This is a genomic window from Comamonas odontotermitis, assembly GCF_020080045.1.
Classification (GTDB): Bacteria; Pseudomonadota; Gammaproteobacteria; order Burkholderiales; family Burkholderiaceae_C; genus Comamonas; species Comamonas odontotermitis.
On the sequence record NZ_CP083451.1, the window covers coordinates 1,340,152 to 1,356,939 of the forward strand.

Consider the following 16,788-nt stretch of genomic DNA (forward strand, 5'->3'; position numbering starts at 1 on the left):
TGGGGCGGCTGGATGTCGCCCACGCGGCATGGTTGGTTGCGGTTCAGCGCTTGTGAATGGCTTGGGGCGTGGTGTCGGGCAACAGCATCAGCAGCGTGCGGTTGTAGTCTTCCACCACCATCAATTGCCCCAGGTGGTTCAGCGCGAGGCCGGTGGGGCGGCCTAGCGGGCGCATGTTTCCGTCTGCCGTCCATCCGGTCAGCCATTCCACCGGTTTTCCGCCTGGCTTGCCGTCCTTCTGGCGCGCAAAGCCCACCACCCGATGGCCCTGCGGGCCGTGCCAGGCCACCAGCAACTGGCCTTGAAAAGGACTGGCTGCGGGCGTGGCGAGCAAATGCAGCGGCGCCGTGTGCGCAGGCCACAGCATGCGGGGTGCCTTGGTGGACGCACACTGGACGCGCTTGTCATAGCCGCGCGCCACGCGCTGCTGGCCCACGCAGTAGGGCCAACCGTAGTCTGCGCCCGCGACCAGCTCGTTCAGCTCTTCCGGCGGTTCATTTTTGTCGCGGTAGTCGATATTGTTTTCGCCTTGCCATAGGCTGCCTGCGGCCGGGCCATCGGGCAGCGTGGCAAGCGCCACCGAATTGCGCAGGCCAAGTGCAAAAGGTGCAAATTGCTGCACTGGCGGCTGCCCAGGTACTGGCGGGTTGTGCAGAACCGCACGCCAGACCGCGCCACGGAACTGCATGGCCTCCCGCTCGGGACACGGATAGGCAAGCTCGCCTTGCTCGCCCTGGCAGCGGTCGGTGACCGAGCCCATGTTGACATACAGGCTGCCATCCGGCCCGAACGTGATTTCCTTGAGCGGGTGGGCTCCGTCGTTGGGCAATGCGTCCAGCACCGTCTGCGGCTGTACCGGCTGGCCTGCTGCGGGCACCGGCGTGCGCCAGATGCGGCCCGCCTCACCGATGTAGATCTGCGCATCGGGGCCGCGCACCAGTGCCAGGGGCCGATCCAGCTTATCTGCCAGCACTTTGACCTGCGGGCGTTGCAAGGGTGTGGCAGTGGGCCGCGCAGGTAGCGTTATCTCCAGCAGCCGCCCCTGGTGGGGCACCCAGCTGCCCATATCGATGATCCACAGGCGGCCTGGGCTGATCTCCAGCACCCGGCGCGGTGCGCGCAGGCTATCGCGTTCATCGGCCACCAAGGCCACGCAGGTTCCTGCCGGGCTGCCGATGCTCACGCGCTCGTAGCCGCCACAACTGCCCTGCGGCGTGTAGCCCCGCGCCTGTACCTGGGGCGTGCATGCCAGCAAGGCTGCCAGCGCAGTGGCTGCGCGCAGCCCTGCCAGGCGCTCAGGCCAGCAATTGCGCAATGGCCTGGCCCACATCGTCTGTCTTGGCCTGTCCGCCCAAATCGGGCGTTCGGGGGCCGCTCAGAATGGTCTGGCTGACCGCGTCGACGATGGCATCGTGTGCCTGCCGCCACGCGCCCTGGCCGTTGCCCAGAAAATCCAGCATCAGCGCCACCGACCAGACCATGGCAATGGGGTTGGCAATCTTCTGGCCATAGATATCGGGTGCGGAGCCATGCACGGGCTCGAACAGCGAGGGGAAGTTGCGCTCGGGGTTCAGGTTGGCCGACGGTGCCAGGCCAATCGTGCCGGTGGTGGCGGGGCCCAGATCGGAGAGGATATCGCCAAACAGGTTGGTGGCCGCCACCACGTCAAAGCGGCCGGGCTGCAGCACAAAGCGGGCGGTGAGGATATCGATGTGCTGCTTGTCCAGCACCACATCGGGGTAGTTTTTGGCCATGGCTTCGGCGCACTTGTCCCACCAGGGCATGCTGATGGCAATGCCATTGGACTTGGTGGCGAGGGTCACATGCTTCTTGCTGCGGCTCTGGGCCAGGTCGAATGCGAACTTGAGCAGGCGGTCTGCGCCCTTGCGGGTGAACACGGCCTCCTGCAGCACCATTTCGCGGTCCGTACCTTCGAACATGATGCCGCCCAGCGCGGTGTACTCGCCTTCGGTGTTCTCGCGCACCACGTAGTAGTCGATGTCGCCCGGCTTGCGGCCAGCCAGCGGGCAGGGCACGCCATCAAACAGGCGTACCGGGCGCAGGTTGATGTACTGGTCGAACTCGCGGCGGAACTTGAGCAGCGAACCCCACAGCGATACGTGGTCGGGCACGGTGGCGGGCCAGCCCACGGCGCCGAACAGAATGGCATCGAAGCCTTGCAAGTGGGCTTTCCAGTCGTCGGGCATCATCTGGCCGTGCTGGGCAAAGTAGTCGCAGTGCGCCCAGTCGAAATGCTGCATCTCCAGCGGCAGGTCAAAGCGTTTGGCTGCAGCTTCCAGCACACGGATCCCTTCGGGCATCACTTCCTTGCCGATGCCGTCGCCAGCCAGTACGGCGATACGTTGTTTCTTGCTCATGGATCGTCCTCTAGGTGTCTTGGTGGCACTGCCAGCCTGCGGCGGCAGACCTACAATGGCGCGTCCTTGCCATTTTGCAAGGAGGATGCCAGCTTCGCCACGCATCCTAGCGCCATTGGCATGGGCTGTGCAGCATTTGCGGGACAGCGTGTGCGCTTGCTGCGGTTTTCGCTGATCTACCGTGTCTCATCTCCCTTTCCCTCCTGAATTCCTGGCCGTGCTGGCCGCTGCCTGCTGGGCGATGGCTGCGCTTTTTTCTGCGCCGGTCTCGCGCAAGATGGGCGCATTTGCCTTTACGCGCTGGCGCATGGTGTTTGCCAGTGTCATGCTGGGCGGCTGGGCCACCATTGCGGGTAGCTGGGGCACGCTCAATCCCACCTTGATTGCGGTGCTGGTACTTTCGGGCTTCATCGGCATTTTTATTGGCGACACGGTGCTTTTCGCCTGCATGAACCGGCTCGGGCCTCGCCGCTCGGGCATTCTGTTTGCCACGCACTCGATGATGTCTGCCGTGCTGGCTGCGCTGTTTCTGGGCGAGCGCATGGGCGGCACTGCCATGGTGGGCTGCGCCCTGCTGGTAGGAGGGGTGATGACGGCGATTGCCTTTGGCTCGCGCGCAGGCAGCGCTACGGAGTGGGAGGCCACGCGTGGCCGCCTGGCGGTGGGTGTGGGCCTGGGCCTGTTGGCTGCGCTGGGGCAGGCCTTGGGCACCTTGGTGGTCAAGCCGGTAATGGGGCCGCAGGTCGATCCGGTGGCTGCTTCAGCCATCCGCATGGCGGCAGGTTTTGGCTTTCATGCATTGCTGCTGGTGGCGCGCTGGCAGCCTGCCCGTTTGCAGGCGCCCATGGTACAGCGCGACTGGGCTCTGGTAGCGGGCAGCGCCTTCTTGTCGATGGCGCTGGGCATGACTCTGATCCTGGCCGCGCTCAAATACGGTAGCGCGGGCCTGGTGGGCATGCTGTCGTCGATTTCACCGATTCTGCTGCTGCCGTTGCTGTGGTGGAAGACCCGCGTGGCGCCCACTTTGGGGGCTTGCCTTGGCGCCGTATTGACGGTTGCGGGCGTGGCGCTGATTCTGTCGCGCAGCCTGTAGCGCCGTACAGGCTGCGCGCAAAGCTTATTTGATCAGCTTGACGGAACCGGACAGGGTGACCGATACCGTGGTGTAGCCGGCTTCCAGGCCTACGGGTTCGCTGGCATCCGCCGATTTGGACATGGCATAGCCGCGGTTGGCACGCATCATCGGCTGGCTGGTGCCGCTCTGGTTCAGGTTGATGTTGCCATATTCATAGCGCGCAAACCCCATGGCGCTTGCCGTGACCTTGGCCTTGGCCTCAAAGGCTTTGACGGCGTCGGCAATCAACTGATCCTGCGCTTTTCTACGGGCAGCGTCCGACAGGCGAAAGCCGGAGCCTGCCAGCCGCGCCTTGTCCATCAGGGCAGCCATGGTCTGGCCGACCTGGGCGGTGTCGGTCGATTCGATCTGCACGTTGAAGTTGGTGCGCCAGCTGGAGATCTTGCCGTCCTTGTTGTAGACCGGCGTGGTGAACAGGTTCTCGGTGGTGACCTGCAGCGACGGCGATTTCTTCACCGTGGCGAGCACATCGGCCAGTGCGGTTTTGCCCAGCTGTTGTGCCTGCGCCTGGTCTTTTGACTCCTTCTCCACGCTGAACTGCGCCCATGCGGTGTCTTCTGGCACACGGGTCGTTGCTTCGGCGTCAAGCGTCAGCGTGGGGCCGGTATCGGCGGCCTTGGAGTTGTTGGAGTGGTTCTGGGCCATGGCGGTGGTGGTGACGAATGGGGCGGCGGCGATCAGTGCGGCGGTAGCCAGCAAGCGCATTTTTTTCATGAAAACTCCTCGTAGAACGGCAGGGCCCGTCATCGGCCTGGTGAGCGATGCCTTGGTGGCCCTTGCGATGGTAGTTGCAGCCGGGCCCATAGCTGTGCGGGCGAATTCCGCATTTGGCTGGGGCGTGCGTGGTCTGCACACTGCAATGGAGTGTGACAGCGTAGGGCTTCGATAGTTCCGCGCCTGTAGGAGAGCTGCCGCAATGCCCTTGGTTAATCTAATTTCACATTGGCGGCGTTCACCACGGCTTCCATGCGTGATTTTTCTTCACGGATGAAGGCGGTTGTCTGTGCGGGAGGCATCAGCTGGATATCGTAACCCTGCGCCACCAGCGCTTGCGTGGCCTCGGGGGCTGCAACGCCTTGTACAAAGCCTTGGTACAGCCGTTGCCGTTCCGCGTCGGCCAGCCCGGCCGGTGCAATGGCGGCAATCCAGCCATCCAGTGCGTAGTCTGGCAGTCCCTGTTCTGCAATCGTGGGCACATCGGGCAGCGCGCCCGACCGTTTGGCGCTGGTGACGCCCAGGGCACGCAGCGAGCCGGTCTTGACATGCGGCGCTGCGGGCGCAACGGCCACTACACCCAACTGTACCTGGCCACTGAGCAAGTCATTCATCAACTGGCCCATGCCGCGGTAGGGGATGTGCGGAATCTGCAGCCCGGCCTGCTGCACAAACATGGCTGCGCCCAGGTGCAGGATGGTGCCGTTGCCCGAAGAGCCGTAGTTGAGCGTGCCTGGGTTGGCCTTGGCATGGGCGATCAGTTCCTGCACATTGCGCACGGGCAGCTTGGGGCTGGCAACCAGCACGAAAGGTGTGCTGCCGATGATGGTGATGGGGGTGATGTCGCTGATCGAATCGAACGGAATGTTCTTGTAAAGGCTGGGGTTGACGACATGGTTGTTGCTGATGATGCCGATCGTTGAGCCATCCTTGGGGGCGCGCACCAGCTGTGCGGTGCCGGTAATGCCTCCTGCGCCGGGCAGGTTCTCGATCACCAGGGCCTGGCCCAGCACCTTGCCGATGCTGGGGCCGATGGCACGGATGGCTCCATCTGCCCCCGAGCCGGCCGACAGCGGCAGGATGACGCGCAGCGGCTTGTCGTGCGGCGCTGCGGCTCGGGCCAGCGGCGCCAGTGTGCCAGCGGCACAGGCGATGGTGGACGCCAGCCACTGGCGGCGAGTGATGGATGGGGATGCGTTCATGCCTTGTCTCCTGAATGCGGGTCTGCGCCCGTCTGGTAAGCGGTGATTGCTGTCAAATCAAAAGCTTGTCTCTGCAGTGCAGCTAGCCTGCAATGGCTCCAGAGCTGCGCAGCGTTGCAATCGCAGCGTCGTCATAACCCAGGCTGTGCAGCAGCTCCCGGGTGTGCTCACCCAGCTGCGGCGGGTCCAGGCGTACGCCCAGGCGCTCACCTGCCAGCCGGATGGGCAGCAGGGTGGTGGGCGCTTGCTGGCCGGCACGTTCGCCATCGGTCAGGCGCACGTCGGCCAGGCCGCCCGTGGCAAGCAGGTGCGGGTCGTTCAGCAACTGCTCGGGCTTGCTGATGGGGGCGTAGGGCAGGCCATTGGCTTCAAACTGCTGGGCGATATGTGCTGCCGTCATTGGTGCAAAGCGCTGGCGCAGCTCGGGCAGCAAACGGGGCCGCAGTTGTACCCGGCTGTTGTTGGTGGCGTATTGCGGGTCGGTCAGCAGATCGCTCCAGCCAAAGGCGGTGCACATCGCAGCCCACTGCGCATCGCTCACGGCGGCCAGAAATATCTGCTCGTCGCTTTGCACCGTGAATACGTCATACACCGACCATGCAGAAATGCGGTTGGGCATGGGCTCGGCCGCCTGACCGGTCACGGCGTACTGCATCATGTGCTGGCCGACGAGGAACACGTTGTTTTCGAACAATGCGGAGTCGATCTCCTGCCCCTTGCCGGTCTGCGCCCGCTGCATCAGCGCGGCCATGGCGCCAATGGCGCCAAACATGCCGCCCATGATGTCGTTGACGCTGGTGCCCGCGCGCAGCGGGTCGCCAGGGCGGCCCGTCATATAGGCGAGGCCCCCCATCATCTGCACCACTTCGTCGAGCGCGGTGCGGTGCTCATACGGCCCGGGCAGAAAGCCGGTGTGGTTCACGTAGATGAGGCGGTCGTTCAGCCTGGAGAGCGCTGCGTAGTCGAGGCCGTATTTCTTCATCACGCCGGGTTTGAAGTTCTGCGCCACCACATCGGCGGTGCTGGCCAGGCGGATGGCTGCCTCCAGCCCCTGTGGTTGGCGCAGATCCAGAGCGATGCTTTTCTTGTTGCGGTTGAACATGGGGAAAAAGCCCGCGCCTGCGCCCAGCAGGTGGCGGGTGCGGTCGCCTTCGACAGGCTCTACCTTGATGACCTCCGCCCCCAGGTCTGCCAGCACCATGCCGCAAGTGGGGCCCATGACCATGTGGGTGAATTCGACCACGCGCAGCCCTGCGAGCGGCAGAGTGGGCGGGGTGCTGGAAGAGGAAGGATTGCTCATGATTTGGTAGCTATAGGCGCTTTGGATATGGGCGCCAGAAGGCGTTCTTATTGGAAGTTTTTGTGAAGACTCAGATCGCTGCCGCGCGAGGGGCTGGCTTGACGCTGGTGCCGATGACACCGGCCTGCCACAGGCTGCCATGCAAGGTCTCGCCAGGCAGCCAGTGCTGCAACTGCTGCCGCAACTGCAGCAGGGCTGGCACGTGTATACCGGTGGCCACGCCCATGCGTTCGAGCATGTAGGCGAGGTCTTCGGTGGCCACATTGCCACTGGCGCCGGGTGCGTGAGGACAGCCGCCAATGCCACCCAGGCAGGCATCAAAGCCGCGCATGCCGCTTTGCCAGGCTGCGTAGGCATTGGCCAAGCCCATACCGCGGGTATCGTGGAAATGTGCGTAGCGCAATCGATCGCCAACCAGGTGCAAGGCCTTGTCAAACAGGCGGGTGACAGAAGCTGGGTCGGCGTAGCCGACGGTGTCGGCCAGGCTGAGACGGTCGGCGCCAGCATCGAGCAGGGCCTGCAGCAGGCGCAGCACCTCGGCTTCGGCCACTTCGCCCTGCAAGGTGCATCCAAACGAGGTACCCACACCGCCTTCGATGATGGTGCGGGCGCCCGCCGCATCACGCGCCGCGCGGATACGAGCCACCTCGGCCACCACTTCATCCGGTGTCTTGCGCAGATTGGCCAGGCTGTGCGCATGGCTGGCCGACAGCGGCACGATCATCGCATGGGCTCCGGCTGCAAGGGCTCGTTCCGCCCCCTTGAGATTGGGCACCAGCACAGATGCCACGAGGCCCGGCAGTTGCAGCGCATGCTGCAGCACCGCCTCGGTATCGGCCAATTGCGGCAGCAGCCGGGCGGGCACCATGGAGCCGACCTCCACTTCGCGCACGCCGGCGGCATAGGCGGTATCGATCCAACGGCATTTCTCTGCAGTGCCGACGATGGTTGCGACGCTTTGCAGGCCGTCGCGAAGGCCTACCTCACGGATGGTGGCTGATGTGCCAGTAAAGGGTGGGGTTTGCAAGGGGCTGTCTCCGTTGCGTTGTTCTGGCTTGGATTCTAAAATTTCCAAAGCGTCAGTAATAATCAATTTGAGAAGCTATATAGTTCCAAAATGGAAAATCTAAAAACCTGCATTCGCGCACAGTTTCCCGCCTTCAGGCCTGTCTGTGGAGGCCTTGGGAGGTCCGCCGATGCATGACCTCAGCCTGTTGAACCTGCGCCTGTTTGTCCAGGTATGCGAGCAGCGCAGCATTGCCAAGGTGGCGCAATCAGAGGCCCTGGTGGCGTCTGCCATCAGCAAGCGTCTGGCTCAGCTGGAGCACCAGATGGGGGCAGATCTGTTTCTGCGCGAGAAGCGCGGCCTGCGGCCCACTGCAGCAGGAGAGACCTTGCTGGAGCATGCCCGCACCATGCTCGCGGCGGCCAACCACATGCAGCAGGAGATGGCGGCCTACAGCAAAGGCGTGCAAGGGCAGGTGCGGGTGCTGGTGACGGCTTCGGTGATGGCCGAATCGCTGGCCGAAGATGTTGCCTGTTTCCTGCAGCAGTCTGCGCACGCCAACATCCGCGTTACCTTGGAAGAATGTGTAAGCCCGGACGTGGTGCGTGGTGTACGCGAAGGGCGTGCCGCCATGGGCATCTGCTGGGATGCAGCCGATCTGTCCGGTCTGCAGACGCGGCCCTACCGCAGCGACCGGCTGGCTATTGCCGCCCACAAGACCCACCCGATTGCCCAGCTGGACGAGGTGCACTTTGCCGACGTGCTGGATTACGAACATGTCAGCATGCCGGCCCTGAGCGCGGTACAGATTCTGCTGACCCGCGCTGCGGCACAAGAAGGCAAAAGCCTGCGCCACCGGGTGCATGTTTCCAATTTCGACGCAGCCCTGCGCGTGGTGCAGGCCAATCTGGCCATTAGTGTGGTGCCGCGCGAAGTGGCGCAATCCTATGCAGCCAATACCGACGTGCGCGTGGTTCCGCTTGCTGACAGTTGGGCGTACCGGCGCTTTGCAATCAGTTGCAGAGACGAGAGCCAACTGCCACCAGCTGCAAGGGCGCTGCTGGAGTATTTGAGTGGATCCACCAGCTAGGCGCTGGGTGGCATCTCTCGGTGAGGCCAGCCAACATGGATGCTATTGCTGTCATAGATGGCACTGAGGATGCCCCAGTAAAAAAGCCTTCTGCGCGCTGCACAGAAGGCTCAGTCATGGCGTCAACGCTCAGTTGCTCTTGAACGTCGTCAGGTAAGAGAATTTCTGACCGGTTTCCTTGATGGTGAAGCTGTATTGCAGCTTCACAGTCTCGCCGTTGGTGTAGGTGCTGCGCAGGGCAAATGCCAGTGGCTGGCCCGCTGTCACAACCTGGCCGTCCCGCAGGCCGTCAAAGGTGGCTTTCACAGGAGAGTCAGGAGTCAGGTTTTCCGTCTTCAGATCGGCAATGGTGTAGTTGCTGCCATTGGCTACCAGCTTGTAGCCGGCCACCTTGTAGGTCGTGCCGCAGTTGCCTTCACAGCTGACAGTGGAGGTCGGCGTGGCGGTGTAGGGCCAGGTCACCAGGTTTTCCGTGGTGTCATTGGTGCCCGTGCTGCCGACGCTATAGAGCAGGACGTTGTTGATGGCCTTCACGTTGATGGTCATTTGGGCTGCCTGGCTGTTGTCCTTGCCGTCATTGACGATCAGGACGACCACATACTGGCCTACCTTGTCTGCCAGAAAATTGGGCTTGACAGCGGTGCTGGACGACAGGTATGCAGTGCTGCCCTCGGGCGCAGAAATCAGCGCCCATTTGTAGGTGATGGGGTTGCCGTCTGCATCGGAGCTGCTGCTGCCGTCCAGATTGACTGTTTTGCCATGGACGGCATCGGTGACATCTGTAATCACTGCGACAGGAACCTTGTTGGGCTTGGGTGCGGGCTGCTCGGAGCCGTCATCGGGGCCGTTCGTGCCATCATCGATCGATGGATCGAGGTACAGCGGGCCTGCTTGAACCAGATTGCCCTTGCCGTCTGCGATTCGCATGATGGTCAACTCTGGTGAGGTGTCAGGCAGTGGGCCGCCGTCACCCAGAATGGCACGCGCAGCACCGTAGAAGCCGGTTCCGATGCGGATGCGCTGCTGGTCGCCGGTTTGCGTCTTTGGTTCGCAGGTAAAACGGAATTCCAGCCAGTAGTTGGAGAAGCAGGTATAGCCCGCTTCCTTGTCTTCCACAACGCCTTCACCAGTTTTCACCAGGTTCAGGATGCGGTGCTTGACAGCACCTGAATGGGGAAGCAATGCCCAGGTGCCGACCAGGCTGTCGACACTTTCCACGTCCACGCCAAAGTAGTAGCGCTGCATGCGCAGAGGGTCTTCCTGCGGGAACTGAACGAGTCCGGTTGCGGAAGTGGCAAACGTCACCTCAGAGATCCCAGCATAGCCATCCTCAACACCATCTGCGGCCGGGCCGCCCAGATGGCGGCCATCACGGTACTGCAGCAGGCGGATGGAGGGGGTATCTGGGGTAGGGATGGTGCTGGGGCTGTGAACCTGCAGCCCGATATGGAAGGTCGCCTTGCCGGTGTTCGTATAGTTGTAGATCGGCATGAACAAGGTGTGCTTGGCGTTGGTAGGCTTTTGCACATCCAGGGAGATGCCGCGTCCGGCTTTGCCGGTGACTTCCTTGGTCACAATCCAGGTACCCGCTTCAGGCAAGGAGTTGCGGCGGAAAAACTGGTTGGTGACCAGTTTGTTGTCCTTGATGCTGTACGCCACCTTTTCCACCCGTGCGCCCAGAACGCGGTGCTTGGCGCCGCCGGTGCCCACGGTGATGGTGCCGTGCAGCTCATCGAGGCTGCGCTCCATGGTCAGTGTGGTGGGCTGACGGGTCAGCGTCGTGCCGCTGCTGTTGAGCTCTTCGCCCACGCAGGCAAACAGGTGGTCGGCACCGGTGTAATTGCACTCCATGAACCCATACTGTTTGGGTGTGGAAAGATCAAAGCGGCGAACTGTGAATTTGTCACTTTTGGCATATGGCCAACCGGGGTCCATGTCCGGGTTGAGGGCCAGCTGCGATCCGAGGCCGATATCGGCAAAATAGGTTTTCACCGGCTTGTCGTTCTCATCGAACTCCACCATGGCCCAGCGCTCCGAGTATGCGGTATCGGACCACTGGTTCTCCGGCATGCTTTCGTAGTTGAAACGCTGCATCCGCTTGATTTTTTCGCCGGGCAACTTGATGGTGGCGGTGGTGCGGCTCGTGAACTCGATCTCGACATTTCCCGCATTGGCTGCTTCGGAGCCATTTTTGGGAGCGCTGCCAAATGAAGGGCCGTCCTTGTATTGGATCAGAGGTGCAACCACTTTGTTGTCAACCACAGGGCCGGTAGCCATGTGGAAGGTGGCCGAGCCGTCTTCGTTGTAGTTGTACAGCTGCATCAGGAAGACGCCGTCTTGTACATCGATACCCATGCCGCGGCCAGGTTTGCCCGTCAGTTCATTGGTGATGATCCAGTTGCCGTTCTGTGGCGTGATCGTGTTCGCGGCCCAGCCTGCAGAAAACGCGCAGGAGATCAGTGCAGCGGTAATGCTCTTTGTAAACAGTCGCATGGGTCTCTTCAATTAAATGACGGGCAAAAAATTGGCAACGCATTGCCTGCGCAGCCAACCGGGTATTGTACGGCAGCTTGTATTGGTGCTGAAAAGCAGGTAATTGGCGCTAAAGTGCGACAAATTGAAACCGGCTCGGCAGCCCCTTCAAAAGGCTTCAGTGGCTCAGTGCAGCCTTGACAGCGGCGGACACCACACCCATATCGGCTTTGCCAGCCAGTTTGGACTTGACGGCACCCATGACCTTGCCCATGTCGCCTGGGCCTGAGGCGCCGACTTCAGCAACAATGGCTTGAACGGCTGCGGTGACTTCTTCTGCGGACATGCGCTCTGGCAAGTAGGCCTTGATCACTTCGATCTCGGCCTTTTCCTTGTCGGCCAGATCCTGGCGGTTCGCGGTTTCAAAGGCTGCGATGCTGTCCTTGCGCTGCTTGATCATCTTGTCGACGATGGCAATGACCATGGCGTCATCCAGCTCGACACGCTCATCCACTTCCTTTTGCTTCATCGCAGCCTGCAGCAGGCGGATGGTGCCCAGGCGTTCCTGGTCCTTGGCACGCATGGCGGTCTTCATATCTTCGGTGATTTGTGCTTTCAAGCTCATGGCTTTCTCCTTTTGGGGCAGGCCGGAGGTGTGAGCAGCGGGCTGCCGAAGTTGTATGGGTGTGCTGGGGTGGCTACGCCAGAAAATGAAAAACCCGCGCCTGGCGTCCCTAGCGCGGGTGGTGTCACAACCTGGGCATTCAATGCGCCGGGTGTGAAAGCTGCGATCAGTACAGCTTCTTGGGCAGTTGCATGCTGCGAACGCGCTTGTAGTGGCGCTTGACAGCAGCAGCCTTCTTGCGCTTGCGCTCGGCAGTTGGCTTTTCGTAGAACTCGCGAGCGCGCAGGTCGGTCAGCAGGCCCAGTTTTTCGATGGTGCGCTTGAAGCGGCGCAGAGCAACGTCAAAGGGTTCGTTTTCTTTTACACGGATAGTCGTCATTAGCTAATGTTTTCCATTGGTGCCAACAGAGGGTTTTGGGGAAGATCGGGCCCCAAAGCCTTGTATGGCGGGTTGTGCCCTGTCATATTGACTAGTATTGGCAGACAGGGCTTTGCCAGCAAAGAGCCTGAGATTATAACTGGTTTTTGTCGGAATGCAACGACCCTGCACAAGCAGCCGCACTGGCCCAGGCCCATTGAAAGTTGTAGCCACCCAGCCAACCGGTGATGTCGATCACCTCGCCAATGAAGAACAGACCGGGTATGCGCTTGGCTTCCATGCTTTGCTGCGACAGCTCGCTGGTGTCGACGCCGCCCACAGTCACTTCGGCTTTTCGGTAGCCTTCTGTGCCTGTCGGCGTCAATTGCCAGCATGTCAGGCGCTCTGCCAGGCGCAGCAGGGCTTTGTCGCTGGCCTCGGCAATCGGGCGCTGCCAGTCGGAATCCTGTGCCACCCAGGCGTCGGCAAGGCGTGCTGGCACGATGGCCGCCAGTTCGTTGGCAATCAGCTTGCGTGAGTGTTGCTTGGCGGCCAGCAGGTGCGCGGCCACATCCAGCTCGGGCACCAGGTTGATGTCGATAGGCATGCCTGCTTGCCAGTAGCTGGAGATTTGCAGAATTGCCGGGCCAGAGAGGCCTCGGTGGGTAAAGAGCAGATCCTCGTGAAACTCCATGCGCGTTTTCTTGCTGCCAGTGCCAATCACCACGGGCAGTGCGAGGCCCGCCAGTTGTGCATAGGGCGCCCATGCAGCACCGTCAAAGGTCATAGGAACAAGGCCGGGCTCGCGAGCTACCAGCTTCAGGCCAAATTGCTGGGCCAGACGGTAGCCCAGATCGGTGGCGCCGATCTTGGGGATGGACAAGCCGCCTGTGGCAATGACGAGGTTGGTGGCCTGCACACGCCCGCGATCAGTATCAATTTGATAGCGATAGGTGGCCGTTGCATCTTCGCTATCTGCCATTTTTTCTATATTTTTGACAGCACAGGGCTGCCAGCGCTCCACACGGCCGGTCTCGCACTCGGCCAGCAGCATGGCGATGATGTCTTCGGCCGAATGGTCGGCAAACAACTGGCCTTTGTGCTTTTCATGGTGGGCAATGCCGTGCTTGTCGACCAGGGCCACAAAATCGGCAGGTGTGAAGCGAGAGAGCGCCGAGCGGCAGAACTGCGGGTTCTGGCCGACAAAGTGCTTGTGTGGTGCGCGCACATCCAGATCGCGGTTGGTGAAGTTGCTGCGCCCGCCGCCTGAGATACGGATTTTTTCCGCCACTTTGGCCGCATGATCGATCAAAAGGACCTTGAGCCCGCGCTGCCCCGCCTGTGCGGCGCAAAACAGTCCGGCAGCACCGGCGCCGATGATGACCGCGTCAAATTGCAGGGAGACGTTGGATGGGGACATACTGAATTGCTATTAAAAAGAGAGCTTGCTGCGCTTGGTGAATGCGCGATTTGTGCAATTTTCTTGAAATGAATCGTCACACTGAACTGCGCTTGCAAAAACGCCGCCTTGGGGGTGGGCACGGGCTGTGCTTGGGGGTGGTGCGACACCTGAAAAGCGCCGCATTATCGGCGATACATGCGCCGTTACATCGTGCGCCCGAAACGGGCCATGCAGTGCCAGGCCTTTTTCAGGGTGGGGCCATCGTAGCGGGTGGGGTGTTCTGCCTGCGCCCGGCCGAGCGTTGCGGGGGTCAGGCATTGGTGCTCAGCGCCATCCAGCCGTGCCAACATGTCTTGCAGCGCATCTGCAATTTCTGCGCCCCGATAGGCGGCAGCATCCGGCAGCATGGTTGCAGTCAAACGGTAGCCGCCGTGCCAGCGCACCGGCACGCCGCAGCGTGTGGCCGCAGCCGCAGCCGGGCTTCCCGCCAGACTCGGGTCCAGCACAATGGCCGCCACATCGCGTGCCAGCACCAGGCCTCCGTGAAGCTGTGCCTCCACATAGTGGTCCAGCGGGTCGGGCAGAGAGAGGCATCGCAGCTGTTGCCAATCCATCTGCGGCCACAGGCCCACATGCGTGGGCTGCCAGTAGCTGTCAGGGTCGCAGAAGCTGCTGCGCATAGCCAGTTGCGGGTGCAGCACGAGATAGGCGCTTCCAAAGCGCGGGGCTGCGCCGTAGCCGATGCTGCAGGCGTGGCCCAATGGGCTTAGATCCACGGCCCCATACACGGGACGCTCATCTGGGGCAGACGAATCATAGGCACCGGCAAACCAGTCATGCTCCCACTGCCAGCGCTGACCACCGGCTTGCGGGCTGTAGCTGCCGTTGCTCCAGCCGCTTTCAAACTGTGATTGGTAGCGTCCGCTGGCAGCCAGTTGTGCCATTACCGGCTGGCCACCATACAGCCAATCGGCATGAAAGTGGATGTGAATGGGGGCCAGCGGCGCTGTATTGCAGTGGCTGGTACCACGGCTTTGCACGGCTTGCAACGCCTGTAACTGGGCAGGCTTCAACACGGAAGATGCGGGCTCGGAGGCAGGTGTTCGCATGGTGGCGCCAGCATAGCAGCCGTGGGCGTGGATTCATTGCCTGGAGGGCAGTGTCGCTTTGGGCGGCAAATCCCTACAATTGCGACCATGCGTCTTCCTCACCACCAACTCACGATGACCGTGCTTATGTCGCCAGACATGGCCAATTTCTCTGGCAATGTGCATGGCGGGGCCATCCTGCGTCAGCTCGACAATGTGGCCTATTCCTGTGCCAGCCGCTATGCAGGCCGCTATGTGGTCACGCTGAGCGTCGACCAGGTGATGTTTTTGGAGCCCATTCACGTGGGTGAACTGGTGTCGTTTTACGCCAGCATCAATTACACCGGCACCTCGTCAATGGAGGTGGGTATCAAGGTGGTGGCCGAGAACATCCAGGAGCGCAGCGTGCGCCATGTCAACAGCTGCTTTTTCACGATGGTGGCGGTGGATGACAACCGCAAGCCGGTGCCCGTGCCACCGCTGCAACCCGAAACCGATGAGGAAAAACGCCGCTGGAACGCTGCCATCACCCGCAAGGAGTTGCGCAAGGAACTGGCCCGGCGCTTTGCCGAAACCCGGCAGACCGACGTTGCGGCAGGAGGTGCGGGTGGGCAGTAATTGATTGCGTGCCGCGCCATCCCGTCAAACATGTAAAAGACTCTGAAACACAAAAGCCAGCGAAGGCGCTGGCTTTTGTGTTTTCAGGCACAGATATGCGAGGGCGAAGGCGCGTGATCACCGTGCCTTGTTGGCATCTGCCGGGTTGGCAGACAAAACGGCATCCACACCTACTTTGTAGAACAGCTTGTATTCCTTGCTGGCGTCACCTGCAAAATCACTGGCCAGCGTGCTGACATCGCTGGAGAACTCAAACGGGTGCACAAACAGGTTGGCTGCATGGGCATTGGTCACGAGGTTGGTTGCAGACATCATTTGACGATCACGGTAGTCCCATTTGCCGTCATTGTTCAGATCGTCAGGTTGGCCATCATTGTTTTTGTCCAGATAGGTGGCCGAGATGACATAAGGCTTCCATGGCGAAATGCCATCGGCGTAGGTCTTGATCTGCGCCAGGCCTGCAGTGGTGACCATGTCGGCATAGGTGGTTGCCGTGCCTGCCACAGTGAAATCATAAGGACGGTCATAGGGCGCTGACAACTGGATCACGCCCCAGGGTGTGAGGTCACTGCCCTGAATCATCTGCACCAGCCGTACCTTGGTCTTGTCGCGCAAGGTCTTGAGGTGCTGAACTTCCGTAGAGCGGATCATCACGGGCGAGGTTGCCGACGTATTTCCCGCCTGCTGCAGCGCGGCGATCAGCTTGTCTTCCATGGGTAGCCCCAGCTTGCTATGGTAGGTGGGGTTGCGGGTCTGCAGGTAGAGGCCGGGCGTGCGGGCTTGCCGTTTGGCCCAGTCGAACACTTGCGCAAGTGACTGGATACGGAAGCTGTTGATGTCGGTCGGAGTGCTGGAGCCCGTTGGATTCTTGAGGCGCAATGTCTGCAGTTCTGCCAGCGTGAAGTCGGAAGCAAACCATCCGGTGACCGAAATGCCGTCGATCACCTTGGTGGTCTTGCGGTCAGAGAACTCGGAGTGGTTGGCGATATTGGTAATGTCGGTGATATCGGGAGAGCCCAGGGCCACCAGGGTGCCATCCTTGCTCATGACCAGATCCACAGCAATGAAATCAGCGCTTTGCGTCATGGCCTGGCCCATGCTTTCGAGCGAATTGGCGGGCTGGCTGCCAACGCTGGCCAATGCAAAGCTCTGGGGGCGTTTGTTATCCAGCGTGGGGTAATCGGGGTTGCCAGGGGTTTCGCCACCGTCGCCGGGGCCCACGCCAAATTCGGTATTGCAGCCGCTGATGAGCGCTGCACACAGGCCGGTGATGGCGATGGCTCCCAAACGCCATGCATGTTGCGTTGGCTTCACGTTTTCTCCTCGTCTTGTTAGTGAGGCCAGCAGCTGGGTGGCCTGCTGGCGGGCCGTAACTGCCATTGCATGAGAGCCTGGGGGGC

The 16,788-nt window shown here is 61.4% G+C and carries 15 protein-coding genes; 3 read left to right on the forward strand and 12 right to left on the reverse strand.

Features of this window, described 5'->3' with window-relative positions; translation table 11 throughout:
- Window positions 1-43 precede the first annotated feature (43 nt).
- Both LAD35_RS06170 and LAD35_RS06175 read right to left on the reverse strand, forming a co-directional pair.
- Entirely contained in the window at window positions 44-1,330 is a 1,287-nt protein-coding gene (locus LAD35_RS06170; protein WP_224151830.1) for a PQQ-dependent sugar dehydrogenase, read from the reverse strand.
- Window positions 1,296-2,378: a tartrate dehydrogenase gene (locus LAD35_RS06175; protein WP_224151831.1), complete on the reverse strand. Its 1,083-nt coding sequence runs from the start codon at window positions 2,376-2,378 to the stop codon at window positions 1,296-1,298. Before LAD35_RS06175 ends, LAD35_RS06170 begins: the two co-directional genes overlap by 35 nt.
- Before the next feature lie 181 nt (window positions 2,379-2,559).
- Between LAD35_RS06175 and LAD35_RS06180 the strand changes: the two genes are divergently transcribed.
- Window positions 2,560-3,471, forward strand: coding sequence for a DMT family transporter (locus LAD35_RS06180; RefSeq protein WP_224151832.1), 912 nt, complete (start codon window positions 2,560-2,562; stop codon window positions 3,469-3,471).
- 24 nt (window positions 3,472-3,495) lie between these two features.
- On the opposite strand, the gene LAD35_RS06185 is transcribed toward LAD35_RS06180, so the two are convergent.
- From LAD35_RS06185 to LAD35_RS06200, 4 genes are all read right to left on the reverse strand, one after another.
- The gene (locus LAD35_RS06185) at window positions 3,496-4,227 is read right to left on the reverse strand and encodes an SIMPL domain-containing protein (protein ID WP_224151833.1); all 732 of its coding nucleotides are present in this window, start codon (window positions 4,225-4,227) and stop codon (window positions 3,496-3,498) included.
- Between the two features lie 212 nt (window positions 4,228-4,439).
- The gene (locus LAD35_RS06190; RefSeq protein WP_224151834.1) at window positions 4,440-5,429 is read right to left on the reverse strand and encodes a Bug family tripartite tricarboxylate transporter substrate binding protein; all 990 of its coding nucleotides are present in this window, start codon (window positions 5,427-5,429) and stop codon (window positions 4,440-4,442) included.
- An 82-nt stretch (window positions 5,430-5,511) separates the two neighbouring features.
- Window positions 5,512-6,729 carry a CaiB/BaiF CoA transferase family protein gene (locus tag LAD35_RS06195; protein ID WP_224151835.1) on the reverse strand — a complete coding sequence of 406 codons (1,218 nt, stop codon included), beginning with the start codon at window positions 6,727-6,729 and terminating at the stop codon, window positions 5,512-5,514.
- Window positions 6,730-6,799: 70 nt separating this feature from the next.
- Window positions 6,800-7,756, reverse strand: coding sequence for a hydroxymethylglutaryl-CoA lyase (locus LAD35_RS06200; protein WP_224151836.1), 957 nt, complete (start codon window positions 7,754-7,756; stop codon window positions 6,800-6,802).
- A gap of 169 nt (window positions 7,757-7,925) precedes the next feature.
- Between LAD35_RS06200 and LAD35_RS06205 the strand changes: the two genes are divergently transcribed.
- Entirely contained in the window at window positions 7,926-8,825 is a 900-nt protein-coding gene (locus LAD35_RS06205; protein ID WP_224151837.1) for a LysR family transcriptional regulator, read from the forward strand.
- A 129-nt stretch (window positions 8,826-8,954) separates the two neighbouring features.
- Here the strand turns inward: LAD35_RS06205 and LAD35_RS06210 are convergent, their stop codons facing one another.
- From LAD35_RS06210 to LAD35_RS06230, 5 genes are all read right to left on the reverse strand, one after another.
- Entirely contained in the window at window positions 8,955-11,318 is a 2,364-nt protein-coding gene (locus LAD35_RS06210) for a PKD domain-containing protein (protein WP_224151838.1), read from the reverse strand.
- Window positions 11,319-11,475: 157 nt separating this feature from the next.
- On the reverse strand, window positions 11,476-11,922 hold the full coding sequence (locus tag LAD35_RS06215; RefSeq protein WP_224151839.1) for a GatB/YqeY domain-containing protein: 447 nt from the start codon (window positions 11,920-11,922) through the stop codon (window positions 11,476-11,478).
- A 166-nt stretch (window positions 11,923-12,088) separates the two neighbouring features.
- Window positions 12,089-12,301: a 30S ribosomal protein S21 gene (gene rpsU, locus LAD35_RS06220; RefSeq protein ID WP_007833691.1), complete on the reverse strand. Its 213-nt coding sequence runs from the start codon at window positions 12,299-12,301 to the stop codon at window positions 12,089-12,091.
- A gap of 133 nt (window positions 12,302-12,434) precedes the next feature.
- Window positions 12,435-13,700 carry a BaiN/RdsA family NAD(P)/FAD-dependent oxidoreductase gene (locus LAD35_RS06225; protein WP_224151840.1) on the reverse strand — a complete coding sequence of 422 codons (1,266 nt, stop codon included), beginning with the start codon at window positions 13,698-13,700 and terminating at the stop codon, window positions 12,435-12,437.
- A 185-nt stretch (window positions 13,701-13,885) separates the two neighbouring features.
- Window positions 13,886-14,791: a DUF3626 domain-containing protein gene (locus LAD35_RS06230; RefSeq protein ID WP_224151841.1), complete on the reverse strand. Its 906-nt coding sequence runs from the start codon at window positions 14,789-14,791 to the stop codon at window positions 13,886-13,888.
- Window positions 14,792-14,878: 87 nt separating this feature from the next.
- Between LAD35_RS06230 and LAD35_RS06235 the strand changes: the two genes are divergently transcribed.
- The gene (locus tag LAD35_RS06235) at window positions 14,879-15,388 is read left to right on the forward strand and encodes an acyl-CoA thioesterase (RefSeq protein WP_224151842.1); all 510 of its coding nucleotides are present in this window, start codon (window positions 14,879-14,881) and stop codon (window positions 15,386-15,388) included.
- Between the two features lie 117 nt (window positions 15,389-15,505).
- On the opposite strand, the gene LAD35_RS06240 is transcribed toward LAD35_RS06235, so the two are convergent.
- On the reverse strand, window positions 15,506-16,702 hold the full coding sequence (locus LAD35_RS06240) for a glycerophosphodiester phosphodiesterase family protein (RefSeq protein WP_224151843.1): 1,197 nt from the start codon (window positions 16,700-16,702) through the stop codon (window positions 15,506-15,508).
- Window positions 16,703-16,788 lie beyond the last annotated feature (86 nt).